This is a genomic window from Natronomonas sp., from assembly GCF_028274965.1.
Classification (GTDB): Archaea; Halobacteriota; Halobacteria; order Halobacteriales; family Haloarculaceae; genus Natronomonas.
This window is the reverse complement of sequence record NZ_JAQCNO010000018.1, coordinates 17,808-42,550: the sequence shown is the minus strand read 5'-3', so window position 1 is coordinate 42,550 and position 24,743 is coordinate 17,808. Positions and strand designations below refer to the sequence as shown.

21 protein-coding genes are annotated in these 24,743 nt (G+C 68.1%); 11 read left to right on the top strand and 10 right to left on the bottom strand.

Features of this window, described 5'->3' with window-relative positions; translation table 11 throughout:
• Positions 1-108: 108 nt before the first annotated feature.
• The 3 genes from gltB (at position 109) to Q0916_RS03320 (ending at position 5,643) form a co-directional block, all read left to right on the top strand.
• On the top strand, positions 109-4,635 hold the full coding sequence (gltB, locus tag Q0916_RS03330) for a glutamate synthase large subunit (protein WP_299234368.1): 4,527 nt from the start codon (positions 109-111) through the stop codon (positions 4,633-4,635).
• A gap of 76 nt (positions 4,636-4,711) precedes the next feature.
• Complete coding sequence (locus Q0916_RS03325) at positions 4,712-5,218, top strand: Mov34/MPN/PAD-1 family protein (protein WP_299234365.1); 507 nt, start codon at positions 4,712-4,714, stop codon at positions 5,216-5,218.
• The gene (locus tag Q0916_RS03320) at positions 5,215-5,643 is read left to right on the top strand and encodes an FAD synthase (protein WP_299234362.1); all 429 of its coding nucleotides are present in this window, start codon (positions 5,215-5,217) and stop codon (positions 5,641-5,643) included. The genes Q0916_RS03325 and Q0916_RS03320 overlap by 4 nt, the downstream gene beginning before the upstream one ends.
• 7 nt (positions 5,644-5,650) lie before the next feature.
• On the opposite strand, the gene Q0916_RS03315 is transcribed toward Q0916_RS03320, so the two are convergent.
• Entirely contained in the window at positions 5,651-6,712 is a 1,062-nt protein-coding gene (locus tag Q0916_RS03315; protein WP_299234360.1) for a glycosyltransferase family 4 protein, read from the bottom strand.
• A gap of 266 nt (positions 6,713-6,978) precedes the next feature.
• Between Q0916_RS03315 and Q0916_RS03310 the strand changes: the two genes are divergently transcribed.
• Both Q0916_RS03310 and Q0916_RS03305 read left to right on the top strand, forming a co-directional pair.
• Positions 6,979-7,578, top strand: a complete 600-nt coding sequence (locus tag Q0916_RS03310; RefSeq protein WP_299234357.1) for a DUF420 domain-containing protein — start codon at positions 6,979-6,981, stop codon at positions 7,576-7,578.
• Positions 7,579-7,582: 4 nt separating this feature from the next.
• Entirely contained in the window at positions 7,583-8,287 is a 705-nt protein-coding gene (locus Q0916_RS03305; protein ID WP_299234354.1) for a 5-formyltetrahydrofolate cyclo-ligase, read from the top strand.
• 12 nt (positions 8,288-8,299) lie between these two features.
• Here Q0916_RS03305 and Q0916_RS03300 read toward each other — a convergent pair whose 3' ends face one another.
• The 4 genes from Q0916_RS03300 to Q0916_RS03285 all read right to left on the bottom strand — a co-directional run bounded on the left by Q0916_RS03300 (position 8,300) and on the right by Q0916_RS03285 (position 12,115).
• Positions 8,300-9,088: an ABC transporter permease gene (locus Q0916_RS03300; protein ID WP_299234351.1), complete on the bottom strand. Its 789-nt coding sequence runs from the start codon at positions 9,086-9,088 to the stop codon at positions 8,300-8,302.
• Positions 9,085-9,987 (bottom strand): ABC transporter ATP-binding protein, encoded by a 903-nt coding sequence (locus tag Q0916_RS03295; protein WP_299234347.1) that lies wholly within the window; start codon positions 9,985-9,987, stop codon positions 9,085-9,087. Before Q0916_RS03295 ends, Q0916_RS03300 begins: the two co-directional genes overlap by 4 nt.
• 65 nt (positions 9,988-10,052) lie before the next feature.
• Complete coding sequence (locus Q0916_RS03290) at positions 10,053-10,742, bottom strand: DUF7546 family protein (protein ID WP_299234344.1); 690 nt, start codon at positions 10,740-10,742, stop codon at positions 10,053-10,055.
• Entirely contained in the window at positions 10,739-12,115 is a 1,377-nt protein-coding gene (locus Q0916_RS03285) for a heme o synthase (RefSeq protein WP_299234342.1), read from the bottom strand. The genes Q0916_RS03290 and Q0916_RS03285 overlap by 4 nt, the downstream gene beginning before the upstream one ends.
• 98 nt (positions 12,116-12,213) lie before the next feature.
• On the opposite strand from Q0916_RS03285, the gene coxB reads away from it, so the two are divergent.
• From coxB to Q0916_RS03255, 6 genes are all read left to right on the top strand, one after another.
• A complete protein-coding gene (coxB, locus tag Q0916_RS03280; RefSeq protein ID WP_299234340.1) occupies positions 12,214-12,972 on the top strand; it encodes a cytochrome c oxidase subunit II in 759 nt (252 codons plus the stop codon).
• A gap of 64 nt (positions 12,973-13,036) precedes the next feature.
• Positions 13,037-13,909: a cytochrome c oxidase subunit 3 gene (locus Q0916_RS03275; RefSeq protein ID WP_299234338.1), complete on the top strand. Its 873-nt coding sequence runs from the start codon at positions 13,037-13,039 to the stop codon at positions 13,907-13,909.
• Between the two features lie 62 nt (positions 13,910-13,971).
• On the top strand, positions 13,972-14,370 hold the full coding sequence (locus Q0916_RS03270; RefSeq protein ID WP_299234336.1) for a DUF7541 family protein: 399 nt from the start codon (positions 13,972-13,974) through the stop codon (positions 14,368-14,370).
• 91 nt (positions 14,371-14,461) lie between these two features.
• Positions 14,462-14,752, top strand: coding sequence for a DUF6684 family protein (locus Q0916_RS03265; RefSeq protein WP_299234334.1), 291 nt, complete (start codon positions 14,462-14,464; stop codon positions 14,750-14,752).
• 160 nt (positions 14,753-14,912) lie between these two features.
• Positions 14,913-16,745 carry a cytochrome c oxidase subunit I gene (locus tag Q0916_RS03260; protein WP_299234332.1) on the top strand — a complete coding sequence of 611 codons (1,833 nt, stop codon included), beginning with the start codon at positions 14,913-14,915 and terminating at the stop codon, positions 16,743-16,745.
• 252 nt (positions 16,746-16,997) lie between these two features.
• On the top strand, positions 16,998-17,261 hold the full coding sequence (locus Q0916_RS03255; RefSeq protein WP_299234330.1) for a DUF7520 family protein: 264 nt from the start codon (positions 16,998-17,000) through the stop codon (positions 17,259-17,261).
• 11 nt (positions 17,262-17,272) lie between these two features.
• On the opposite strand, the gene Q0916_RS03250 is transcribed toward Q0916_RS03255, so the two are convergent.
• The 5 genes from Q0916_RS03250 to nuoL are packed head-to-tail and all read right to left on the bottom strand — an operon-like array spanning position 17,273 to position 24,740.
• Positions 17,273-18,103: a CBS pair associated ParBc domain-containing protein gene (locus Q0916_RS03250; protein WP_299234328.1), complete on the bottom strand. Its 831-nt coding sequence runs from the start codon at positions 18,101-18,103 to the stop codon at positions 17,273-17,275.
• Positions 18,104-18,154: 51 nt separating this feature from the next.
• Positions 18,155-19,612: a DHH family phosphoesterase gene (locus tag Q0916_RS03245; RefSeq protein ID WP_299234327.1), complete on the bottom strand. Its 1,458-nt coding sequence runs from the start codon at positions 19,610-19,612 to the stop codon at positions 18,155-18,157.
• A gap of 47 nt (positions 19,613-19,659) precedes the next feature.
• The gene (locus tag Q0916_RS03240; RefSeq protein ID WP_299234324.1) at positions 19,660-21,162 is read right to left on the bottom strand and encodes an NADH-quinone oxidoreductase subunit N; all 1,503 of its coding nucleotides are present in this window, start codon (positions 21,160-21,162) and stop codon (positions 19,660-19,662) included.
• Positions 21,159-22,709, bottom strand: coding sequence for a complex I subunit 4 family protein (locus Q0916_RS03235; RefSeq protein WP_299234321.1), 1,551 nt, complete (start codon positions 22,707-22,709; stop codon positions 21,159-21,161). Before Q0916_RS03235 ends, Q0916_RS03240 begins: the two co-directional genes overlap by 4 nt.
• On the bottom strand, positions 22,710-24,740 hold the full coding sequence (nuoL, locus tag Q0916_RS03230) for an NADH-quinone oxidoreductase subunit L (RefSeq protein ID WP_299234318.1): 2,031 nt from the start codon (positions 24,738-24,740) through the stop codon (positions 22,710-22,712).
• Between the last annotated feature and the right edge of the window lie 3 nt (positions 24,741-24,743).

Sequence of the window (24,743 nt, the reverse complement as noted above, 5' to 3'; positions counted from 1 at the left end):
GCGGGGGTCCCCGGGAGGATCAATTACATTATATGTCCTTGGATGGGGTTAAGCTGGCATTATACTTTGAGGGGAAGCCTCTTGAGACGCAGTCACTTACAACTCGGCATGACCGAGCGAACCACTCACACCGCGAGCACCGATGGGCTCGCGGATCCGACCGACTACCGCGCGAACTGCGGTGTCGGCGTCGTCATGGACCTCGACGGCGGGCGGTCCCACGGGATCGTCTCGGACGGTATCGAACTCCTCGAGAACCTCGAACACCGCGGCACGACGGGGGCCGACGAGAACACCGGGGACGGGGCCGGGATCCTGGTGCAGACGCCGCACGACTTTTTCGACGACGAGATCGACGGCCTCCCCGGGGCCGGCGAGTACGCCGTCGGCTCGTTTTTCATGCCGCAAAACGAGCACTCGACGGCGCACCTCCAGGACATCACCGAGAACGTGCTCGAAGGCCACGGGCTCGACGTCTTCGCCTGGCGGGCGGTGCCGACCGACAACGGGACGCTCGGGCGGACCGCCGTCGAGTCGGAGCCGAACGTCGTCCAGTGTTTCGTCCGCTCGGAGCTCGAGGGCGAGGCGTTCGATCGCGCCCTCTATCTGGCGCGGCGCGACCTCGAAAACACCGTCGAGGCGCGCAAGCCGGACGACCACGCCCGGTTTTACATCTGCTCGCTCGACCGGGACACCGTCGTGTACAAGGGGCTGTTGACGGCTGAGCAGCTGTCGTCGTACTACCCCGAGTTGCGCGACGAGCGGGTCCGATCGACCTTCGCGATGGTCCACGCCCGCTTTTCGACGAACACCCTCGGCGCGTGGCACCTGGCACACCCCTACCGGAACATCATCCACAACGGCGAGTTCAACACGATACAGGGCAACATCAACTGGATGCGGGCCAGGGAGAACGACCTCGAGCACCCCGCCTTCGGCGAGGACATCGGGACGCTCTTTCCGGTCATCAACGACCCCGAGCAGTCCGACACCGCCTCCGTCGACAACGCCCTCGAGTTGCTCATGCACGGCGACCGGGAGATGCCGCACGCGCTCCGAATGCTGATCCCCGAGGCCTGGCGCGGCGAGGCCAACCGCGTCTCCGAGGAGCGACGCGAGTGGTACGACTACCACGCCTCGCTCGTCGAGCCCTGGGACGGGCCGGCCCTCGTCGCCGCGACCGACGGCGACCGCGTCGGCGCCGTCCTCGACAGAAACGGGCTCCGGCCGTGTCGGTACGACGTGACGGCCGACAACGAACTCGTGATGGCGAGCGAGGCCGGGGCGTTGGAGCACGACTTCGGCGAGATCGAGCGCCGCGACCGCCTGCAGCCGGGGCAGCTGTTCGTCGCCGACCCCGCGGAGGGTCGCATCGTCCCTGACGAGGAGATATTCGACGACCTCGTCGACGAGAAGTACGGCGAGTGGGTCGAGACCCACCAGACGACGATGGCGGATCTCGGCGGTCCGGACGACCCGAGCCCGCGGGGCGACGTCGGCTCGCTGCGCTCGCGGCAGGCGCTGTACGGCTACACGCACGACGAGTTGGACCACCTCATCGAGCCGATGGCCAAGGAGGGCAAGGACCCGGTCGGGTCGATGGGCGACGACACGCCGCTGAGCGTCCTCTCGCAGTTCAACCGGCCGCTTTTCACCTACTTCAAGCAGCTGTTCGCGCAGGTGACGAACCCGCCGCTCGATTACATCCGCGAGGAGCTCGTCACCTCGCTCGAGTCGCGGCTCGGCCACCAGCGGAACCTGCTCGGGGAGACGCCGGCGCACGCGAACCAACTCGTCGTCGGTTCGCCGGTCCTCACGGACGCGGAGACGGCGGAGATACGGGACCTCGACGGCGAGATCTCGACGGCGGTCGTCGACATCACCTTCGACCCCGACACCGACCTCGAGACCGCGATCAGGGACGTCCGCCGCGAGGCGACCATCGCGGCCCAAGAGCACGACATCCTCGTGTTGTCCGATCGGGGCGCGGGCGCGGAGGCGATCCCGATCCCGGGGCTGCTCGCGACCGGCGGCGTCCATCACCACCTCGTCAGAAACGGGCTCAGAAACCGCGTAGGGCTCGTTCTCGAGTCGGGCGACCCCCGGGCGGTCCATCACGTGGCGACGTGTATCGGCTACGGGGCGGGCGCGGTGAACCCGTATCTCGCCTACCGGTCGATCTCGGACATCGTCGCCGGGCCCGACGGGGCCGACGAGGAGGCGGCCGTCGAGGCGTACATCGATGCCGTCGAGGACGGCCTCCTGAAGACGATGGCCAAGATGGGGATCTCGACGGTCGAGTCCTACCAGGGGGCGCAGATCTTCGAGGCGGTCGGGCTGGACTCCGATTTCGTCGCCGAGTACTTCGAGGGGACGACCGCCCGGACCGAGGGCGCCGACATCGACGACATCGAGTCGGACCTCCGGAAGCGCTACGCGGTCGCCTTCGGCGACGACCCCGACCTCGAGCGGCAGGGCGAGTACGAACACCGCTCGTCGGGGATGTTCCACGAGTGGAACCCCGAGTCCGTCGGGACGCTCCAGAAGGCGGTCCGACAGGGCGACTACGAGCAGTACCGGGACTTCGCCGAACAGATGAACGACCAGACGGAGACGCTCCAGACGCTCCGGGGGCTCTTGGAGTTCGACGCCGAGGAAAGGGAGTCGATCGACGTCGAGTCGGTCGAGCCGGTCGAGTCGATCGTCGAGCGGTTCTCGACGGCGTCGATGAGCCTCGGGTCGCTGTCGCCGGAGGCCCACGAGAACAACGCGATCGCGATGAACCGCCTCGGCGGGAGTTCCGGGACCGGCGAGGGCGGGGAACCGCCCGAGCGGTTCGGGACCGAAAAGGAGTGCAACATCAAACAGGTCGCCTCCGGGCGCTTCGGCGTCACGTCGACGTACCTGGCGAACGCCGAGGAGATACAGATCAAGATGGCACAGGGCTCGAAGCCCGGCGAGGGCGGTCACCTACCCGGCAAGAAGGTCAACGAGATGATCGCCCACGTCCGGTACTCGACGCCCGGCGTCGGGCTCATCTCGCCGCCGCCGCTGCACGACATCTACTCGATCGAGGACCTCAAACAGCTCATCCACGATCTGAAGGCCGCGAACCCCGACGCGGACATAAACGTCAAGCTCGTCTCGGAAGCGGGGATCGGCACCATCGCCGCCGGCGTCGCCAAGGCCAACGCCGACGTCGTGCACATCTCCGGACACTCCGGGGGGACCGGGGCGTCGCCGAAGACGTCGATCAAGAACGCCGGGCTACCGTGGGAGCTCGGGCTGGCGGAGGCGAACCAGATGCTCCGCTCGACGGACCTCCGCTCGCGGATCAGGGTCTCCGTCGACGGCGGCATGAAAACCGGGTACGACGTCGCCGTCGGCGCGCTGTTGGGCGCAGAGGAGTACGTCTTCGGGACCGCTTCGCTCGTTACCTCGGGCTGCGTGATGGCCAGACAGTGCCACGAGAACACCTGCCCGGTCGGCGTCGCCACGCAGGACGAGGAGCTCCGGAGTCGGTTCCCCGGCGAGCCCCAGCACGTCATCAACTACATGACGTTCATGGCCCAGGAGCTCCGGGAGATCATGGCCGAACTCGGCTTCGAGACCGTCGAGGAGATGATCGGCCGCGTCGACGTCCTCGAACAGCGCAGCGACGTCGAACAGGAGAAGGCCAAGAAGCTCGACCTCTCGGCGGTGCTCGCACAGCCGGCCGGCGAGGACCGCTACAAGACCGAAGCGCAGACCCACGAGCTCGACGGAGCCCTCGATTGGGACCTCATCGAGGCCGCCTCCGACGCGATCAAGACCGGCGAACCGGTCCACATCGACCGCGAGATCTCGAACGTCAACCGCGCGGTCGGCGCGACGCTGTCGAACCGGATCTCCGAGCGACACGGGACCGACGGGCTCCCCGAGGACACGGTGCGGATCGACTTCGGCGGCACCGCCGGCCAGAGCTTCGGCGCGTTCCTCCAGGACGGCGTGACGATGCAGCTCACCGGCACGGCCAACGACTACGTCGGGAAGGGCCTCTCGGGCGGGAAGCTGATCCTCAACACGCCCAACGACGCCCCATACGAGCCCGAGGAGAACATCCTCATCGGCAACGTTGCCCTCTACGGTGCGACCCAGGGCGAGGCGTACATCAACGGGATGGCGGGCGAGCGCTTCGCCGTCCGGAACTCGGGGGTCAAGGCCGTCGTCGAGTCGGTCGGCGACCACGGCTGTGAGTACATGACCGGCGGCGTCGTCGCCTGCCTCGGGTCGACGGGCAAGAACTTCGCCGCGGGGATGTCCGGCGGCGTCGCCTACGTCCTTGACCGGGACGGCGACTTCGAGGAGAAGGTCAACTACGGGATGGTCTCGACGACCGACGACCTCGACGCCAGAGACCGGAAGATGCTCCGCCGGCTGATCGAAAACCACGTCGCCGCCACCGACTCCGACCGCGGCGCGTTCGTCCTCGAGAACTGGGAGACCGAACTCGGGAAGTTCGTCAAGGTGATGCCCGACGCCTACGCGGACGTCATCGCCGACCGCGAGGAGGCCGACGTCCGGACGGACCTGCCGAGCGCCGTCGGGCCCGCCGCCGGCGGCGACCACACCGGACAGGCCGCCTCGGACGACTGAGCCCGGGGGCGGGGGCGGGGGCGCGTTCGCCCGAGGGACCCGGAACGCTTAGTTGTCGGGCGGCCCCAACTCCGGTATGGGACTGCTCGGGTCGTTTCTGAAACCCAACCTCTTCCGTTCGAGCGCCGTCATCGGGATCGCCGACGACGCGATCCGACTCGCGCTCGGGGCCTCCGAGGACGCCCACCCCAACGAGTACATGGGGCAACTCCGCGGGCAGGACGCGCGGACGCTCGGGCTCGACCGCGACGGCACCGTCATCACCGACGTGTTGCTCGCGCCGGGGACGAAGACGAGCCCGACGAGCGCGGAGTTCAAGCCGACGTACATGCCGAACGATCTCAGCGGCGTCGGGTCGGTCCACTCCCATCCGAACGGCGTACTCCGGCCGAGCGACGCCGATCTGGCGACGTTCGGCCGGGGGCAGGTCCACATCATCGTCGGTGCGCCCTACGGCCGCGCCGACTGGCAGGCGTTCGACCGGGAGGGACGCCCGATCGATCTCGACGTCTTGGACGTCGAGGTGCCCGACGAGCAGTTCTTCGATTTCACGCAGGCCGACATCGACGGCGAGCTACGATGAAACGGGTCGTCGCACAGGGGACCTTCGACCTCCTCCACCCCGGGCACCTGGCGTACCTGCTGGAGGCGAAGGCGATGGGCGATCGGCTCTTCGTCATCGTCGCGCGCAGCGAGAACGTCACGCACAAGGCGCCCCCGGTGGTCCCCGACCGCCAGCGGCGGGAGATGGTCGCCGCGCTCGATCCGGTCGATGTCGCGCGCCTCGGGGACACCGAGGACTTCTTCGTGCCGATCAGGGAGATCGACCCCGACGTGATCGTCCTCGGACACGACCAACACCACGACGAGGCGCGGGTCGCCGAGCGGCTGGCAGCCGAGGGCATCGACTGCGAGGTCGCCCGCGCCGACGCCCGCGAACCGGGCGAGGGGGAGGAGGTCCTCTCGACGGGTCGCATCGTCGATCGGATCTGCGAGCGGCGCTGTTGAGCCCGGGTCAGGCGGTCGCGTCGGCGCGGACGGCGTCGTAGGCCGAACACAGCTCCTCGCGCACCCGATCGAGGTCGTGGCGGCCGGCCGTCGCCACCGCGTTCTCGCCGAGGCGTCGCCGGAGGCCCGGCGCCCCGGCGAGGCGCTCGAGCGCCGACTCGAACTCCTCGATCGTCTCGCATTTCAGGCAGTCCTCGCCGTCGGTGTAGAACTCCTCGAAGACGGGGATGTCCCGGAGGACGACCGCCGCGCCGCAGGCCATCGCCTCCAGCACCGCGATCCCCTGGTTTTCGACGTTCGTCGGGAACAGACAGACGTCGCCCGCGCCGTAGGCGCCCCGGATGTCCTCGATCCAGCCGGTGAACGTGACGTTCTCCGGGGGCGACCGGACGAGGCGTCGGACCGTCGGGTCGGCGTGGGGGCCGGTGTCGTAGGGGCCGAACCAGGCGAACTCGTAGTCGGTCCGCTCGGCGAGCGCACAGAACGTCCGGACGCCCTTGCGCGCGAACACGTTCCCGACCGCGAAGACGACGAACCCCTCGAGGTCGAACCGCCGGCGGTAGGGCTCGCGGAGCGCCCGGTGCCCGGAGAGGGCGGCGGCGTCGACGCCGTTTGTCACGGGACGGATCGGCGGGGTGACCGGGTAGGCGGCGAGGACCGACGCGGTGTAGGAACTCGGACACAACACGAGGTCTGCCCGCGAGTAGAGCCACCGCAGGTACCGCTCGACGGCGGGGCCGATCGCCGTCGATCCCCGGAAACTGCCGGCGAAGTCCTCCCGCGTGACGTGGGCGTGTACCACGAGCGGGATCCCCCGCCGTTCGGCGTGTTCGGCGACGGCGACCGTTCCCGGCCCGGCGAGGTTGCAGTGGGCGAGGTCGTAGGACTCGACGGCGTCGTCGCCGAGCGCCCACCTCGCCGCGGCCGCCGTCGGCGACCCGCCGGCCCACGGCGACGTCACGAGGCGGTGTTCGCTGTCGGCGAGGGCCTTCCGCTGGTTCTCGACGGCCGTGTGGATCCCGCTCCGACGGAGCCGGTCGGCGACCTCGAGGTAGTTGAGGACGCGCACGCAGCGTCCGTTCCGCCCCATCGGACATAAACGGCCGCATCGCGACGACCGGGAGGGCGGCGGGTCGGACCGGGGCGAACCCGGAACCGAGCGCGAGGGCGGAAACGAAGGCAAAAAAAGACGAAGGCGGAGCAAAACGAAACAGAGCAGAGCGGGACCGGAGACGGGACAAAGCCGAAGACGGAAACGGACGTGGAGGCGAGGAGGAACCGTCAATCCGTGCGGGAAAACGAAGCCGTCTTTGGGTGCCGATGTCTACGAAGGCTATGTCCACTGTACGCGGGGGGATCGCCCGCGAGCACCCCCGGGCGCTCGCGGCTCTCCTCACGGTCGTCGGGTACGTCGTCGTCGTGGGGACGCTGTACGCCGACACCGGGATCTACCCGGAGATCTCGGAGGGGACCGTCGACCTGCTGTCGGACGCGATCGCGGTCGTCAACACGGCGACGATCGGAACGCTGCTTGCGGGCATCTACTTCATCCGGACCGATCAGATCGAGAAACACCGGGCGGCGATGATCTCGGCGTTTCTGTTGATCCTCGTCTTTCTCGTGATGTACCTGCTGAAGACCGGCGGCGGCGGCCGAAAGGAGATCGTCGCGGGCGCGCCGCTCCGGAGCCTCTATCTGGGGATGCTCGGGGTCCACATCCTCCTGTCGGTGCTCGCGGTGCCGTTCGTGTTGTACGCGATCACGCTCGGGGTGACCCGGACGCCGAGCGAGCTGAAACGGACGGCTCACGCGACGGTCGGCCGGATCGCCGTCTCGGCGTGGCTCGTCAGCCTCGTGTTGGGCGTCGTCGCGTACCTCATGTTGACGTTCTACTACGGCCCCGAGCAGATCGAGTTCGTCCGGGGGATGGCGTAGGGCGATGTCACAAAAGGAGGCGATCCGGACGCGGGTCTGGGACCGCCTCGAGGAGGCCGGGCTCGCGCGGTTCCCGTTCCCGCCGCAGGGCCGGATCACCAACTTCGAGGGCGCGGCGGCGGCCGCCGAGCGGGCTATGTCGCTGCCGGCGCTGGCGGAGGCAGAGGCGGTCAAAGCGAACCCGGACGCCCCGCAGCTCCCGCTTAGACGCCGGCTGTTGGATCGGGGAACGACGGTGTACATGGCCGTCCCGCGGCTCACGCAGCGGGCCTGTTTTCTCGAACTCGACCCGGCGGGGATCGACGACACCGACGCCGCTGCGACGGTCTCGAAGGTGTCGGAGTTCGGGGTGCCGAGAGGGCCCGAGGCGGTCCCCGAGATCGACGCGATCGTTGCCGGGAGCGTCGCGGTGACCGAGGCCGGCGTCCGGATCGGGAAGGGCGAGGGGTACAGCGACCTCGAGTACGGGGTTCTCAGGGAGTTCGATCGGGTGGGCGCGGAGACGCCGGTCGTGACGACCGTCCACGACGAGCAGGTGATCTCCGAGGAGGTGCGGCCGGCCCGACACGACGTGCCGATCGACGCGATCTGTACGCCGACCCGGACGATCCGGACGGACGGACCGTTCGCGAAGCCCGACGGCGTGTACCGCGAGGACCTGACCGAGACGCAGCGCGCGGAGATCCCGGTCTTAGAGGCGCTCGAGTGAGCGAGGCGGGGGTCAGTCGGTCCGCGGGAGCGCGTACGCGCCGGCGACGAAGAAGCCGACCGAGAGGGCCGCGAGGACGACGAGGTTTGCGATCGGGTCCGCGCCGACGAGGCCCGCCCGCGCGGTGCTCGCGGCCGGCGTCGACGGGTCGTACGTCGCCGCCCGGAGCCCGCGGGCGAAGTACGTGAGCGGCGACAGTTCGATCAGCGGGACGAACCACGCCGGGAGCATGTCCGGCGGGACGAACGTCTCCGAGAGGAACAAAAGCGGGAGCGCAACGCCGTTCGACGCGGCGATGACGCCGTCCTGTGAGTCCGCGAGGCGACCCAACAGCGCGCCGAACCCACAGAACAGCGCGACGCCGAGGGCGACGTACGCGACGGCGAGCGGCGAGGCGACGAAGGCCGCGCCGGTCGAGAGGACGACCGAAACCAGGATCAGAAACGACGCCAGCCCGATGACAACGACGTTGACGAGCGTCTGTGCGAAGAGCCACTCGGCCCGCGTCAGCGGCGTCGTTGCGAGCTTCTCGAAGCGGTTGCCGGCGCGGTGGCGGGCGACCTCGCTGCCGACGCGGGACAGCGGCGTGAACAGGACGACGACGGCGAGATAGCCCGCCACGTAGTACCCCGGCGGCTCGGCGAAAAGCCCGCCACCGGCCGGGTCGGTCCGGACCAACACGCCGAAGATGAAGACGATGATGACGGGGAAAAAGAAGGTGAAAAACACCGCCGTCCGACGGCGGACGAAGGCGTGCCAGGCGGCGGTGGCCTCGGCCCCGATCCGGCGGGGACGGCTCACGCCTCGCCCCCCGTCGAGACGTCGGTGCCGGTCAGCGCGACGTAGACGTCCTCGAGGGTGGGCTGTCGCCAGGCGAGCCCGTCGTAGGCGACGTCGGCGTCGGTCAAGGCGTCGACGACCGCCGGGATCTCCCTCGGACCGGCCGCCACGGCGACGTATCGCGCGTCCGGGAGCCGCTCGTAGCCGGCAGCTTCGAGCGCCGCCTCCGCCCGCGTCTCGTCGTCGGCCTCGATCACGAGGCGGCTGTCGCCGCCGTGGCGGGCGATCAACGCGGCCGGCGAGTCGATCGCGACGAGTTCGCCGGCCGCGAGCAGCCCGACGCGGTCGGCGAGCGTCTCGGCTTCCGCCATGTAGTGCGTCGTCAGCAGGACCGTCGTGCCGCCGTCGGCGAGCGCCTCGATGAGCCGCCAGAGGTCCCGGCGGCCCGCGGGGTCGATCCCGGTCGTCGGCTCGTCGAGGACCAGCAGTTCGGGGTCGTTGACGAGGGCCGTCCCGACGCAGGCGCGGCGCTTTTGCCCCCCTGAGAGGTCCTCGTAGTGCGTCGTTGCGCTGTCGGTGAGACCGACGTCCTCGAGCACCGAGTCGGGGTCGCGGGCGTCGTCGTACAGCCCCGCGTAGTACGCGATCAGCTCGCGCGCGGTCAGCCGCTCTGCGGGCGCGAACTCCTGGGGGAGCAGCCCGATCCGGTGGCGGGCGACGTCGGTCGGCGGCCGACCGAACAGCGACACCTCGCCCTCGGCGTCGGTGGTCCCGGTCAGCGCGCGGATCAGCGTCGTCTTCCCCGCCCCGTTCGGGCCGATGAGTGCGAATATTTCGCCCGCCGAGATCGACAGCGAAACGCCCGAGAGCGCGACGGCCTCCCCGTACTGCCGACGAACGTTCTCGGCGTTGACGACCATACCCGATTCGAGAGGGGATGCGTCTAAAGGCTGCCGTTCGCGGGTGGCCGAAGAGGTGTGGTCGCTCAGGAGCGCAGCCGCCGGAGCCGCCGGAGCCGCTCGAGCCCCGGCCGGTAGAGCAACAGGAGAACTGTCACAACGAAGACGGCCGTCCCGAGGCCGTAGGTCTGCGTCTGTACCGCCGTCGTCACGGCCGCTCCGCCGACGACGCTGCCGAAGGCCGACGCGATGACCGGAACGGTACAGGAGACGCACGAAAAGAGCCCGAGCAGTCCGCCGGCGACGGCGCCTCTGGCCTCGATCGCGGTCGCGTAGACGAGGTACGCGAGGACGAAGTAGCCGAACGTCGAGTAGGGGACGACGGCGAACTGGACGAGCGAGCCGTCGTACAGCACCGCGGGGTTCCACCCCGGCGGGAGCTCGGTGAACTGCACCGTCAGCCCGACCGCCGGGCCGGACGCCGGGGTGACGATCCCCCCGACGGCGGCCAACACGAGGAAGTACCCGGCCCCGATCGCGGCGGCGGCGTACGTCGTCCGGCTGTCGGCGGGGTCCGGGGTGGTCCGGACGAGCGCCCAGACGCCGACGGTGATCCAGACGATCGGAAAAAACCAGTACGCCGTCGGCGTCCGGCCGCTGACGTAGCTGTACAGGAGGACCGCCAACACGAGCGTATTGGCGGTGACGGCGGTGTAGACAGCGGTGCGACGGGTGGAGTCCTCGAGCGTTCCGACCGCGTTTCGGACGGGCATCATACCGCGAGCCCGTCGACGACGACCGCGACGAGGACGAGACCGAGATACGCGTTCGAGGCGTGGAACGCCCGGAATGCGGCGCCCTCGGACTGTTCGTAGTGGAGCCTGACGACCATCCACAGGAACACGGTGCCGACGAGCACCGTCGTTGCCCCGAAGAGCCACCCGAGGTCCGAGACGGTCGCGAGGACGCCCGCACCCAGAAGCGTCGCCCCGAGGTACAGGAGGATCTGCTTTCTCGTTTCGGTCTCACCGCGGACGACGGGCATCATCGGGAAGCCGCCGCGTTCGTAGTCGTCGCGGTACGCCAACGCGAGGTTATAGAAGTGCGCGGGCGTCCACACGAAGATGAGCCCGGCCAGGACGAGGCCGACCAGACCGATCCGGTCCGCGACGGCGACGTACCCGATCAGCGCCGGGAGCGCCCCCGCAGCGCCGCCGAGGACGGTGTTTTGGACCGTGTTCGGTTTCAGTATGAGCGTGTAGACGACGCTGTAGAAGACGATCGCCGCGAGCCCGAGCGCGGCCGTGAGGAGGTTCACCGAGAGGAACGCCCAAAGCGACGCGACGGTCAGGACGCCGCCGAAGGCGAGCGCGTTCCGGACCGGCACGTCGTGGGTGGCGAGGGGGCGGTCGGCGGTCCGCTCCATCCGGCGGTCGATGTCCCGCTCGAGGACGTGGTTGAACGTTCCCGACGCGCCGATCGCCAACACGCCCCCGCCGAGCGTGAACGCCACGGTGCCGACCGAGGGGCGACCGGCCAGAACCATGCCGGCGGCGGCGACGAGACAGAGCAGCCACATCAGCCGCGGTTTCATCAGCCGGACGTACGCGCCGACGGTCGTTTTGAGCCGCTTGAGGGGCGAAAGCGCCGCGACCGCCGGCCGCTCGGCGTCCCCGTCGGTCCCGATCGCAGGGACCGTCGGCGCCTCGGGGGTCGTCTCGGGGGCGTCGTCGCGTCCGGTCTCCGCCTCCAGGTGCCACGCGAGCGCCGCGACGAGGGCCACAAAGATCGCCATCGCGACGAGGACGTGGAGCCGTTCGACCCCCGAACCGGTCGCCAACACGCCGCCGATGGCGGCCTGGATCGGGTACAGCGCCACGGCGAGCGCGAGGGCGGCCCTGACCCGGCGCGAGCCGTCCGACCAGCCGAGAAGCGCCGCGGCGACGACGACGACGCCGACGGTCGCGGCCGCGAGGCGATGAAGCAGCGCGACGAGGACGGCCGGGTCCGAGAGGTCGCCCGAACACAGCGGCCACCCGCCGCAGGCGGCCGCGGCGTCGGCGAGCGCCGCGGTCGCGCCGACGATCACGAGGACGTACACGCCGACGACGGCGGCCGAGAGGACCGGAACGAACTCGGGCGTACGCATTGTCCTACTGTTCGGTCCGCGAGCACTTACACCTCCCGCTTTCGACACCGCGGGGGGAAGGCGGCAGTTATTTGACCGAGTGTTTCCAAGACCCGATAATGAACGTGCGCCGTATCCTGCCGGTCGCGGTCGTGGGGGTTCTCGCGCTCGTAGCGGTCGAGCCGGCGGCGGCACAGAGCAGCATCAACGACGAGCTCATCACCGATCTCAACACGACGCTTCTGTACGCGGCGATACCGATCGCGATCATCGTCGAGGCGATCCTCATCTACGCGGTCGTCAAGTTCAAGAACAACGACGACCCGAAGCCAACCAGAGAGAACCGCCGCCTGGAGATCACGTGGACGATCACGACGGCGGTCGTGTTGCTCTTCGTCGGACTCGCCTCCTATCAGGTGTTGGCCGTCGAGGAGGTCGGGACGCCGATCGACAGCGAGGACCGGATCGAACCGGCCGTCAGCGAGGACCTCGAGGGGGCCGTCGGCCCCTACGAGGACGAGACGAACGCCGTCGAGGTCGAGGTCGAGGCGTACACCTACGCCTGGGAGTCACACTACGACGAGGGTGCGGTGACGGCGAGAAACGAGATACGCATACCGGCCAACAGGCCCGTCTACCTGCACATCTACTCGTCCTTCTGGCTGCACATGCTGCACGTCCCCGAGTTGGGGCTGAAGCAGTCGGCCTTCGTCGGCGAGTACAACACGATCAAGACGGAGGCCTACGAGACGGGGAGCTACCAGTTCTACTGCACGCAGTACTGCGGCGCGGGACACTCCCAGATGAACGGCGAGTTCATCGTCATGGAACCCGAGGCGTACGACGAGTGGCTCAGCGAGCAGCGAGCCCAGGAGTGAGAGCCGACGGGAGCGGCCGGCGGCATCAGATGGGTTTTTATCGTTCCGGCCGTACCACGCGACTATGAGCATCGAAACCGACGACGGCCGGGGCCACGGCCACGATAGTGAGCACCACCTCCCGGCGGTCGAGGACTGGCCCAAGGGCTTCGGAGAGGCCTCGTGGTGGCCGTTTATCAGCGCTCTCGGCGGCTCGGGGTTCTACATCGGCGCGGCGCTGTACGTCCTGGGGCAGGGACAGAGTCCGATCGTCAGCCCGGTCGCGGGCGGCGCCGTCTTCGTTCTGAGCACGTTCGTGTTCCTCACCGGCCTGTACGGCTGGCTGTACCACGCCTTCATCGTCGATTTCTGGGAGGGCGAGGCCGCCGATTTCGGCTTCCCGCTGAAGCTGACGATGCTTCTGTTCCTCGCGACGGAGGTCGCGACCTTCGGGGCCGGGTTCATCTACTACTTCTTCATCCGCGCGGGGTCGTGGAGTGACCTCCCGCCGATCGTCGCCGACGGCGAGGTGTTGAGCACGCTGGTGATCGCGAACACGCTCGTGTTGATCGCGAGTTCGGTGACGATCCACTACGCGCACCACGCGCTGTTGAACGGCGACCGGACGCGGTTCGTCCGGCTCCTCGGGGCGACGCTCGGGCTCGGGCTCGTCTTCCTCGCGGGGCAGGTCTACGAGTACTACGAGTTCATCGTCCACCTCGGGTTCAGCCTCACCGACGGCGCCTACGGGACGGCCTTCTACGGGCTGACGGGGCTGCACGGCCTCCACGTCAGCCTCGGGGCGGTGCTGCTCTCGATCCTGTTCATCCGGGCGCTGTACGGGCATTACTCCGCCGAAAAGCACGTCTCCGTCAGCACGGTCTCGATGTACTGGCACTTCGTCGACATCGTGTGGGTGTTTCTCGTCGTCGTGTTATACGTCGGCGCGATCGTCTGATCGATCTCGGGCCGACGGTCGGCAACCGACGCGTCTTTTTACCGCCGCGCCGATGGGTGCGTATGAGCACGGAGTCCGAACCGGCGTCCGACCGGTACGACAAGACGAGCCCGTGGCCGATCGTCGTGGTCCTCGGGCTCGTGTTCAGCGAGATCGGGATCGTCTTCGGGTTCTACCCGCTCGCGATCGGCGGGCTCGCGATGTTCGTCGGCAGCGTCTCCGGGATCGTCCACGAGGCGGGCTACGTCGCCTCGCCGTGGCGGCTGCTCTCGGGGCTCGGCGTGGCGCTCTGTGCGGTCGGCGTGCTCATCCTCGCGACGCAGGCGGACGTCACGGCCCCGAGCAGTTTCCTCGGCGCCGTCTCTGGCAACGCGGTCGAACAGCGGGGGATCACGGTGACCGGAACGGGCGTGGTGCTCGCCGCGCTCGGCGTCGCCGCGCCGAGAGTACTGCGGCGCTGAACGCCCGGCTCCGGGGCGTACCCCGACGCCCGCGCTCAAGCCCTGGCACCGACCGTGTAACCTATTACCCATCGCACCTCTAGAGGGCGTAATGAGTGACCGCATCTTCGACCGCGAAACGATGCTGGACCTGTCGGTCAACTTCATACCGCTCGGTATCCTCCTGTTTTTCGTGCTGCTCTTTCTCGTGTTGGCGCCGTTTCCCGGCGATCCGCTCATCGTCCTCGTCCAGATGAGCCTCGTCATCATCCCCGGGATCGCCCTGTTAATGTTGACGTACTACTCGGGGAACGCGATCGAGGGGAGCAGGGACGACGAGCAGGCGGAGCCGGGGTACTCCGAGGCCGACGCCGAGGTCGCCCGATCGGCCGGCGAGGAGTAGCCCCGAGCCGACGCCCCGGTCGGCCCGTGTCGGTGTTTTAACCCTTCGAGCGGCGCGGTGACCGCTGCGCCGCCGGAGTGTCCCCGGAGGCGCCGTCTGTCGCCGGGTCTGAGAGCGCAACCTTTCTGTACCCGCGGACCGACGTACGGAGTAGACAACCATGGTTGCAGAACAGCTCGCGATGGCAGCCCTCGTGGGGGCGGTCTTCCTCGCCGCGCTCGGGTTCGTCGCCCGGGTGAACGGCTGGTGGGGACGCCTCCCGTTCGTCGATCGCACCCGGGTCGCCACCGATGGCGGGCACGCACATGAACCAGGAAGCGGACTCGCACACAAACCCTCCGGGATCACCCGGTGGCTGACGACCGTCGACCACAAGGACATCGGCATCCTCTATGGGATGTACGGCGTCATCGCCTTCCTCTGGGGCGGCGTGTCGGTTATGATAATGCGGTTCGAACTGTTCACGGCCGCGGAGACGTACATCAGCCCCGAGATGTACAACGCGCTCCTGACGAGCCACGGCATCACGATGCTGTTTCTCTTCGGGACGCCGATCATCGCGGCCTTCTCGAACTACTTCGTCCCGCTTTTGATCGACGCCGACGACATGGCGTTCCCGCGGATCAACGCCATCGCGTTTTGGCTGTTGCCCCCGGCGGCCCTGCTCATCTGGGCCGGGTTTTTCACCATCCCGCTCGACATCGCGATCAGCCCCGCACAGACCTCCTGGACGATGTACACGCCGCTTTCGGTCGAGCAGAGCAACCCCGGCGTCGACCTCATGCTGTTGGGTCTGCACCTGACGGGCGTCTCCGCCACGATGGGCGCGATCAACTTCATCGCCACCATATTCACCGAGCGCGGGGACGACGTCACCTGGGCGAACCTCGACATCTTCAGTTGGACGATCCTCACCCAGTCGGGGCTCATCCTCTTTGCGTTCCCGCTTCTCGGGAGCGCGCTCATCATGCTGCTGTTGGATAGGAACTTCGCGACGACCTTCTTCGCGGTGGAGGGCGGCGGCCCGATACTCTGGCAGCACCTGTTTTGGTTCTTCGGGCACCCCGAGGTCTACATCCTTGTGCTTCCGATGATGGGGCTGGTCTCGTGGATCCTTCCGAAGTTCGCGGGCCGGAAGCTGTTCGGGTTCAAGTTCGTCGTCTACTCGACGCTCGCGATCGGCGTCCTCTCGTTCGGCGTGTGGGCACACCACATGTTCGGCAGCGGGATGGACCCCCGCATCCGCGCGTCGTTCATGGCGACGTCGCTCGCGATTGCGATCCCGTCGGCGGTCAAGACGTTCAACTGGATCACGACCCTGTGGAACGGCAAGGTCAGGCTGACCGCGCCGATGCTGTTCTGTATCGGGTTCGTCGCGAACTTCGTCATCGGCGGGATCACGGGCGTCTTCCTCGCGTCGGTGCCGGTGAACCTCATCCTCCACGAGACGTACTACGTCGTGGGGCACTTCCACTACATCGTGATGGGGATGATCGCCTTCGCCGGGTTCGGGGCGATCTACTACTGGTTCCCGATCGTCACCGGCCGGATGTACAACCGGAAGCTCGCGAAGGGGCACTTCTGGCTGTCGATGATCGGCGTCAACATCACCTTCTTCGCGATGCTTCTGGCGGGGTACTTCGGGATGCCGCGGCGCTACGCCACGTACAGCGACTTCAACCCCGAACTCGCCCCGCTCACGGAGATCACGTTCCTCCATCAGGTGATGACCGCCGGGGCCGTCATCATCGCCGTGGGGACGATCCTGTGGCTGCTCAACGTCGTCTGGTCCTGGAAGAAGGGCGGCAAAGTCACCGATCCCGACCCCTGGAACACGAAGGAGTACGGGCTTCACGGCCGCGAGTTCGCGTGGTTCGAACAGCAACTCGCCGCCACCGACGGCGGCGAGACGGAGTCCGAGAGCGCGGTCGCCACCGACGGCGGCGCGGACGGGGAGTCGGTCGCGACGGACGGCGGTTCCGAGCAGGCCTGAAGCGGGCCCGACTCGGAACGGGCGGAATCGGCGTTTCGTTCTGTCCTCTCAGACCGACGTTACGACAAGGACGATCGCGGTGAGCGACATGAGCAACGCGACACCGACGAGGACGAACAGGAGGTACTCCTTCTCGCTGAACTGCCGACGCGGTTCTGTCATACGGTCGGTTGGACACACCGGATGAAAAGCGTTTCAGAACGGACGGAGCGAAGAGAAAGCCTCATCGGCGTGGCATCCGGAGTCGTAGCTGTGAGCGAAGTGAACGGCGGGATCGGCGGACGGCGCGTGATCGTGACGCTCTATGTCGTCGTGATCGGGATCGCGGGCGGGATGGGTGCGGCGATCGGGAGCATCGGTCTGCGGGATCTCGAGGCTGTGACGTTTCTCGGGCTCGTGACGTTTCAGCCCACGCCGGTCGGGCTGGCCGCGTTCGGGATGTTGACGATCGGCACGCTTCTGACGGTTATTTTGGGGCTGGTCGTGGTCGTCTCCCGGCGGTATCCGGAGGCCTGAACGCGCGGCGATCACTCTCGGTTCTGGTTCGGGTCCGGATCCTGTAGCCGCTCCGTGGTCTCGACGAGGGGGTGGTGTGCGTAGTCGACCTCCTCGATGTCGTCGATCGACTCGAGGTCGCTTTTTTTTGCGGTCTCGGCCATGCCGAGATCGACGCGGGTGTCGAGGCGGATCAGGTAGGCGTCCATCTCCTCGATGCCGAGCCTGTCGGCGGCCTTGACGCGGTGGTGGCCGTCGGCGAGGAGGAGAGACCCCGCGTTGTCGATCACGACGAGCGGCTCGGCGAGACCGTTCTGGAGCTCGTATATCCGGCCCTCTAACTCGTCGGTGTACACCTTCGTCTGCGTCGGCGTCAGCGCCGAGAGATCGACCGTACGGCGCTGTTCGTCGGCCTCGACGCCGTGGATGTTTTCGAGCGTCTGTTTCAGTTTCCCGACCTTCTCGGGGGTGGCGCGCTCGATCTGCGAGCGGATGACGTCGGCGTTCGAGATGATCCCGACGAGGTTGCCGGCGTCGTCGACGACGGGGAGCCGCTGGATGCCCGAACGCAGGATGACGCGCGCGGCGTCCGTGATCCCCATGTCGGGGTGCGCGACGATGATGTCGTCCGTCATGATCTTGAATATCGGCTCCCGATCGTCGGCAAGCAGCAGATCTCGCGCGCTGATGAACCCGTTGACGCGGCGGCCGTCACAGACCGGAAAGCCGCTGTGCTCCTCGCTACCGGCGATGCGCTCTGCGACCTCGGCGACGGTTTCGTCCGGCGAGACCGTCACCACGTCGCGCGTCATGTAATCGTTCACCTTCGGCTTGGCGCCGCCTGGGTCCGCGTCGTCGGCCATTGCCACACCGACGGTCCCGCTGAATAAAAAGGCCACCGCCCGCGAGGGTACTCACGGCCCCTCGCCGGCGTCGATGAACTCGGAGTACACGAGGGCGGCGGCGTAGTCGGGCGCGATCCCGAGGGCGTCGAAGAACCGTTCCGTGACGACATCGGTGATGATCTCGCCACGTTCGCCCTCTGGCGAGCCCTCAGTGAGGATGCCGGCGGGGATCTGTGCGCCGGCCATGTCGGCGTGCCCGCCCGCGTTGCCGATCTGGCCGAACGCCTCCCGGAGCACCTCGCCGAGGTCCGTGTCGGTCCCGCGCGAGCGCGAGGAGACGAAGACGGTGTCGTCGGTGTACCCGAACACGAGCACGGTCGTCACGCCCTCCATGCCGAGCAACCGGTCGGCGGCCTGCGCCAGCGTGTCCCGATCCGAGAGCCGACCGACACAGGAGACGAGCACGCCGGACTCGACGGAGCGGTTCGCGATCGCGCGTCCGAGCGTCTCGATCGTCTCGGAGGTGACACTCGGGGACTCGACCTGCCGGAGGCGGTCGCCGTCGGCCGCGTCGATCAGCCCCGCGGCGGCCTCGAAGTCGGCGCCGGAGACGCCGCGGCTGAGATCCTGGGTATCGGTCCGGATGCCGTACAGGAGGCCGCTCGCGAGGGCCTCGCCGGGATCGATCCCGAGCCCCGTGAGGTGTTCTTCGATGAGCGTGCAGGTCGCCCCGACGCTGCTGCGCAGGTCGACGAACTCGGCCTCGACCGGTCCCCGCGGCGGGTGGTGGTCGATGACGATGTCGATCTCCGTGTCCTCGGGGAGGTCGTCGTTGACGCCGGGCTGGGAGTGATCGACGAGCGCGAAGGCGTCGTACGCGGAGAGGTCGGCGTCGGGCGGGACGCACCGCAGGTCGTACTCGAAGAGGTTAACCAAGGCGCGGTTCTCCTGGTGGTTGATCTCGCCGGAGTAACACGCGACCGCCTCGACGCCGGCGGCGGCGGCGATCCGGCGGAGCCCGATCGCGGCGGCGATCGCGTCGGGGTCCGGATCGCTGTGGGCGAAGACGCCGAGCGTCCCGTCGATGTCCTCGAGAGCGTGGCGGAGTCGCCGCGTCCGGATCCCGTCGCCGCCGACCCGTTCGGCGATGGTCCGGCCCGCCGCCCCAGGGATCTCGACGATCCGATCGGCGGCCGCCCGGACGGCGGTTCGGTCGTCGACGCCCGTGTCGCCGTCGACGCAGGCCATGAGGAACGCGTCGGGGTACGCCGCGCGGGCAGCGGCGACGACGGCGCGGAGGCGGGCCGGTCCGGGTTCGGCGACGACGACCGAGTCGGCGTCGCCGGCGACGGTGCGGACATCGGCGGCGACGGTGGTATCGACACAGCGGGCGTCGAAGCCGACGTCCCGGAGGGAGTCGGCCGCGTCCGCGTCCTCCGTGAGGACGAGAAGCGACGCCGACCGCTCCCGGAGTCGGGTCAAAAAGCGACGACCGATCGCCCCACAGCCGAGCACCAGACGATCCATACCGGACGGAGAACAGCGACGGCCTAAAGAGTGCTGAACGGTCCTCGTCAGAACAGCGCCGCCGCCGCGTCGAAGGCCGTCCCGTCGACGACCAAGATTCCGGGCAGCAGGACGACAGTCACGACCGCGGCCGTGAGCAGGGCCGCGTACAGCGCGGTCGGGTACCGCTCGATCGCGAACGGTTCTGCCGGCGATTCGATCCACATCGCCTTGACGACGCGGCTGTAGTAAAACAGGCTGAGGGCGCTGTTTATCGCCCCGATCAAGGCGAGCCACCAGACCCCCGCCCCGACGGCCCCCGCAAAGAGGTAGTACTTCGAGACGAAGCCGCCGCCGACGGGCAGGCCCGCAAGCGAGAACAGAAACACCGTCATCGCGACGCAGGCGATCGGGGCCTCAGCCCCGAGGCCGTTGTAGTCCTCGAAGGTCCGGCCGATCTCCCAGTGTTCGGCCAGCGCGACAAAGAGGAAGGCGCCGGTGTTCATGAAGCCGTAGACGAGCAGGTGTAACACGCTCGCGCCGAGGACGGTCGACTCGGCCCCGACGCCGCCGACGTTCGTCAGCGCGGCCAGGCCGATGAGGGCGTATCCGGCGTGGCCGATCGAGGAGTACGCGAGCATCCGCTTTACGTTCTCCTGTGTGGCCGCGGCGAAGTTCCCGACGGTCATCGTGACGACCGCGAGGATCTGGAAGACCAACACCCAATCGAGCGTGCCGGCGATGGTTTCGATCGGGAACCCGACGACGAGGACCCGGAAGGCGACGACGAAGCCGGCCGCCTTCGAGGCCGAGGACAGAAACGCCGCCACCGGCGCGGGCGCGCCCTCGTAGACGTCGGGCGCCCAGAAGTGAAACGGCACCGAGGCCGTCTTGAAGGCGAGTCCGCCGATGATCAACAGGATGCCGACGCCGAACACGCCCGGATAGGTCGCCGACGCCTCGCCGCTCGCGGCGGCGACGTCGGCCAACAGCAGGCTCCCCGTCGAGGCGTACACGAGCGAGATCCCGTACAGCATGATCCCAGAGGAGAGCGCCCCGACGAAGAAGTACTTCAACGCCCCCTCGACGGAGCCGCGGTTGTTCTTCAGGTAGGCGACGAGAGCGTACGAGGGCAGGCTCGTGAGTTCGAGCGCGACGAAGACGACGGCGAGGCTGTTTGCGGACGCCAGAAGCGACATCCCGGTCGCCGCGAGCAGGATCAGGAGGTAGTACTCGGTCTTGTAGGGCCGCCCGCGGGTGTAATCGAGCGACGCGACCGAGACGAGCGCCGTGACGCTGCCGAAGACGAAGGTGAAAAGCAGGCTCATCCCGTCGACGACGAGCTGCCCGCCGAACAGCGCGACGCCGCCGGCGGCGGCCCCGGAGGCCAACAGCAGCCCGGAGATCGAAAGCGCCGCGATCGAGCCCGCGGTCGAGACCACGGCGAGGACGAGCCCGCTCGTCTCCTCGGCGCCGAACGCGTCGATCACGAACATCGCAAGCGCCGCGAGGACGAACGCGGCCGCCGGGGCGAGAAGCGCCGTTGCGGCCGTCACCGAACTCGCGCTCACGGGCTCTCACCCCCGAAGTCGAAGGCGACGACGTCGAGCGTCGCGTCCCGGATCATCTCGAAGAAGATGTCGGGTGCGACCCCCAGCGCGATAACGAGAGCGAGAAGCGTCACGATCGGAACGATGTCGTGGGCGGGGGCCCGGGCGAGTTCGTAGTCGGTCTCGAGTCGGAACGGGCCGAAGAGCGACCGCTGCATCGCCCACAGGAGATACCCCGCGACGATGACGATCCCGAACATCGCCGCCGCGGTGAAAACCGGTGCGGCCGGCAGCACCGTTGAGCCGAACGCGCCGAGGAACACGAACAGTTCGGCCATGAAGCCGGCCATGAGCGGCAGGCCCATGTACGCGAACGCGCCGGCGACGAAGACGGTCGCCGTCACGGGCATCCGGCCGGCCAGCCCCGACATGTCGCCGATCATCCGGGTGTGGGTCGCGTTGTAGAAGACGCCGACGGTCATGAACAGGAGCCCGGAGATGAGCCCGTGGGCGATCATCTGGAAGGTCGCGCCGCCGACGCCGTAGACGGTGTAGGCGATCAGCCCGAGGATGACGTACCCCATCGACGAGACCGACGAGTAGGCGACGACGCGCTTGAGGTCCTGCTGGGCCAGGGCGAGCATCGCCCCGTAGATGATCGAGACCACCGCGATCGCCGCGATCGGAACGGCCAGGATCGCGGCCTGTTCGGGCAGCATCGTGAAGTTGAACCGCAACAGCGCGTACGTCCCCATCTTCAGGAGCACGCCGGCCAGAAGCACCGAGACCGGCGTCGGCGCCTCGACGTGGGCGTCGGGCAGCCACGTGTGGAACGGAACGATGGGGACCTTCACCGCGAAGCCGACGAACATTGCGAGGAAGGCGCCCATCGCGAGGGCGTCCGCCGGGATCGCCGCGGCGGAGGTCCCGAGCGAGCCGAGTTGCCCCGCCCGGAGCGCCTGTGCGACCTCCGGCATCCCCGTCGAGGAGATCGCGTCACCGAGGCCGAACACCAGCCCGAAGTAGCCGATGAACATCACGAGCGAGGCGATGTTGGTGTACACGAAGAACTTGATCGCGGCGTACTTCCGGCGCGGGCCGCCCCACACGCCGATGAGCAGGTACATGGGGATCAACACGGCCTCCCAGAAGACGAACCACAGGACGAAATCGAGCGCGGCGAAGACGCCGACGAGACTCCCCTCAAGGAACAACACGAGGCCGTAGAACTCGCTTTGTCGCTCGTCGATCGGCGTCCACGCGCTCAACAGCGCGAGCGTCGTCAGCACCGTCGAGAGGACGACGAGCGGCAGGGAGATGCCGTCGAGCCCGACGTGGTAGTTGACCGCGTACGGGCCGAAGCGAAGCCACTCGGTGAACGTCTCGTAGGCGATCTCGCCGCCGAGTAAGGCGTTGCCGCTGCCCTCGAAGGCGGCGTACGCGTACAGCGACAGCGCGAGCGGCGGGACCGACAGCCCGAGGGCGAGTTTGTGGGCGTACCGGTCCGGCGAGACGAAGACGACCGCGGCCGAGAGGAGACAGGCCGCGATGATGGCCTCGATCAGCATTCAGAGCCACCCCCCGAGGAGCGCGAACACGACGAGCAACACGAGCAGACACAGCGTGACGAGCGCCAGGTAGTTCGTCACAGTTCCGGTCTGGACGCGCCGGATCCGATCGCCCGAAAGGAGGCTCACGCTCGAGACGGCGTTGACGCCGCCGTCGATGACGCCCTGATCGAACGTGTCAGCCGCCGCCGACAGCCGGACGGTGAGTCCCTCCGCGAGCCACACCTGGTACTCGTCCTGGTAGTAGTTGTTCGCGAGAAGCGTCCGGATGCCGCCGAGTTTCGCCGTGTGGCGGGTCGGTGACGCGCCCCGGTAGAGCCCGTAGGCCGACCCGGCGCCGAGAAGCGCCAAGCCGAGCCCGAGCCCGGCGCCGAGAACCACCGTCGTCTGTTCGCCGGCGACGTACGCGCTCTGGTAGCCGGCGTAGTCGCTCAACAGCGCGCTGTACCGGCCGGCATGCGTCGACAGCCCGAGATCGCGGCCGAGGTACTCCGAGAGAAACGAGACCCGCAGGCCGGAGAGCTTCTCGACCGGAACGAGGTTGATCGCCCCGGCGACGACGGCCAGCACGCCGAGCACCACAAGCGGGAACCTGACGCTCGCGCCGACGCCGTGTGGGTCCGCGGCGGTGTCGCTTCTCGGCTCGCCGTGGAACGTCAAAAGCACCATCCGGATCGTGTAAAAGCCGGTGAGAAACACCGCCGACAGCGCCATCGCGTACGCGCCGAAAAGCAGCGGGCTCCCGCCGAGGGCGTGGACGAGCGTCTCGAAGAGGACCTCGTCTTTCGACCAAAAGCCCGAGAAAGGGAAGATGCCCGCAAGCGCGAGCGATCCGGCGAGGAAGGTGAGGTAGGTGACCGGCATGCGCTCTTTGAGCCCGCCCATCTCCCACATGTCCTCGTCGTGATGCATCGCGATGATGACCGATCCGGCCCCGAGGAACAACAGCGCCTTGAACATCGCGTGCGTCGTCAGATGGAAGAACGCGGCGACGTAGCTGCCGGCCCCGAGGGCGACCATCATGTACCCGTACTGGCTGATCGTCGAGTACGCGAGCACCTGCTTGATCTCGTCTTTGACGACCGCCATCGTCGCGGCGAACAGAGCGGTGAACCCGCCGACGAGCGCGATGATCCCGAGCACGGTCGGCAACAGCGCGTAGAAGCCGTACATCCGGGCGACCAGATAAACGCCGGCGGCGACCATCGTCGCGGCGTGGATCAGCGCCGACACCGGCGTCGGACCCTCCATCGCGTCGGGCAGCCAGGTGTGAAACGGGAACTGCGCGGACTTGCCCAACGCCCCGCCCAAGACGAGTAGCCCGAGCACGGAGAACCACGCCTCGGCGGAGAGCCCGAACGTCTCGACGGTCGTCTCGCCGGCGAGGACGCTCTCGGCGATCGCCGGGAAGCCCTCGCCGCCGGCGAAGCCGGCCGTGTTGAACGTGACGAGCACGCCGACGACCCCGACGAGAAAGAAGTAGTCGCCGAAGCGGGTGACGAGAAACGCCTTCTTCGCCGCCGACGGCGGCGCGTCCCGGCCGAACCAGTGGCCGATCAGCAGGTACGAACAGAGCCCGACGAGCTCGAAGAAGACGAACGCCATGAGCAGGTTGTCGGCGATCACGAACGCGAGCATACTGGCGGTGAACAGGCCGAGGCCGGCGTAGTACCGCGGCAGCCCCGGTTCGCCCTCGGCGTTCATGTAGCCGAGCGAGAAGACGTGCACGAGAAAAGCGACGAGCGAGACGATGACGAGCATCGCCGCCGAGAGCTGATCGATCAGGATGCCGAAGCTGAGGTCGAACGTCGCCTCGGCGTCGACGAGCGTGTACCACGTCTGGTCGTACGGTTCGCCGCTCACCAACAGCCACCCGAGCGTGAGTATGGAGAGCCCGAGCGTTCCGGCGGTCGCGAGTATCCCGGCGACAGCGCCGCGTTTCGGCATCCAGCGGCCGAAACACAGCGCGAGCGCGAACGATGCGAGCGGCAGGAGAACGATCGCCGGGGCGAGTTCGTATACTAGAGACATGTA

Excerpts from the sequence above, each read along its gene's own strand:
- nuoL (WP_299234318.1), bottom strand. The coding sequence starts at position 24,740 with ATGTCTCTAGTATACGAACTCGCCCCGGCGATCGTTCTCCTGCCGCTC.
- Q0916_RS03235 (WP_299234321.1), bottom strand. The coding sequence starts at position 22,709 with ATGCTGATCGAGGCCATCATCGCGGCCTGTCTCCTCTCGGCCGCGGTC.
- Q0916_RS03290 (WP_299234344.1), bottom strand. The coding sequence starts at position 10,742 with ATGATGCCCGTCCGAAACGCGGTCGGAACGCTCGAGGACTCCACCCGT.
- Q0916_RS03270 (WP_299234336.1), top strand. The coding sequence starts at position 13,972 with ATGAGCACGGAGTCCGAACCGGCGTCCGACCGGTACGACAAGACGAGC.
- coxB (WP_299234340.1), top strand. The coding sequence starts at position 12,214 with ATGAACGTGCGCCGTATCCTGCCGGTCGCGGTCGTGGGGGTTCTCGCG.
- Q0916_RS03275 (WP_299234338.1), top strand. The coding sequence starts at position 13,037 with ATGAGCATCGAAACCGACGACGGCCGGGGCCACGGCCACGATAGTGAG.
- Q0916_RS03285 (WP_299234342.1), bottom strand. The coding sequence starts at position 12,115 with ATGCGTACGCCCGAGTTCGTTCCGGTCCTCTCGGCCGCCGTCGTCGGC.
- Q0916_RS03265 (WP_299234334.1), top strand. The coding sequence starts at position 14,462 with ATGAGTGACCGCATCTTCGACCGCGAAACGATGCTGGACCTGTCGGTC.
- Q0916_RS03245 (WP_299234327.1), bottom strand. The coding sequence starts at position 19,612 with ATGGATCGTCTGGTGCTCGGCTGTGGGGCGATCGGTCGTCGCTTTTTG.
- Q0916_RS03305 (WP_299234354.1), top strand. The coding sequence starts at position 7,583 with ATGTCACAAAAGGAGGCGATCCGGACGCGGGTCTGGGACCGCCTCGAG.
- Q0916_RS03260 (WP_299234332.1), top strand. The coding sequence starts at position 14,913 with ATGGTTGCAGAACAGCTCGCGATGGCAGCCCTCGTGGGGGCGGTCTTC.
- Q0916_RS03320 (WP_299234362.1), top strand. The coding sequence starts at position 5,215 with ATGAAACGGGTCGTCGCACAGGGGACCTTCGACCTCCTCCACCCCGGG.
- gltB (WP_299234368.1), top strand. The coding sequence starts at position 109 with ATGACCGAGCGAACCACTCACACCGCGAGCACCGATGGGCTCGCGGAT.
- Q0916_RS03310 (WP_299234357.1), top strand. The coding sequence starts at position 6,979 with ATGTCCACTGTACGCGGGGGGATCGCCCGCGAGCACCCCCGGGCGCTC.
- Q0916_RS03295 (WP_299234347.1), bottom strand. The coding sequence starts at position 9,987 with ATGGTCGTCAACGCCGAGAACGTTCGTCGGCAGTACGGGGAGGCCGTC.
- Q0916_RS03325 (WP_299234365.1), top strand. The coding sequence starts at position 4,712 with ATGGGACTGCTCGGGTCGTTTCTGAAACCCAACCTCTTCCGTTCGAGC.
- Q0916_RS03250 (WP_299234328.1), bottom strand. The coding sequence starts at position 18,103 with ATGGCCGACGACGCGGACCCAGGCGGCGCCAAGCCGAAGGTGAACGAT.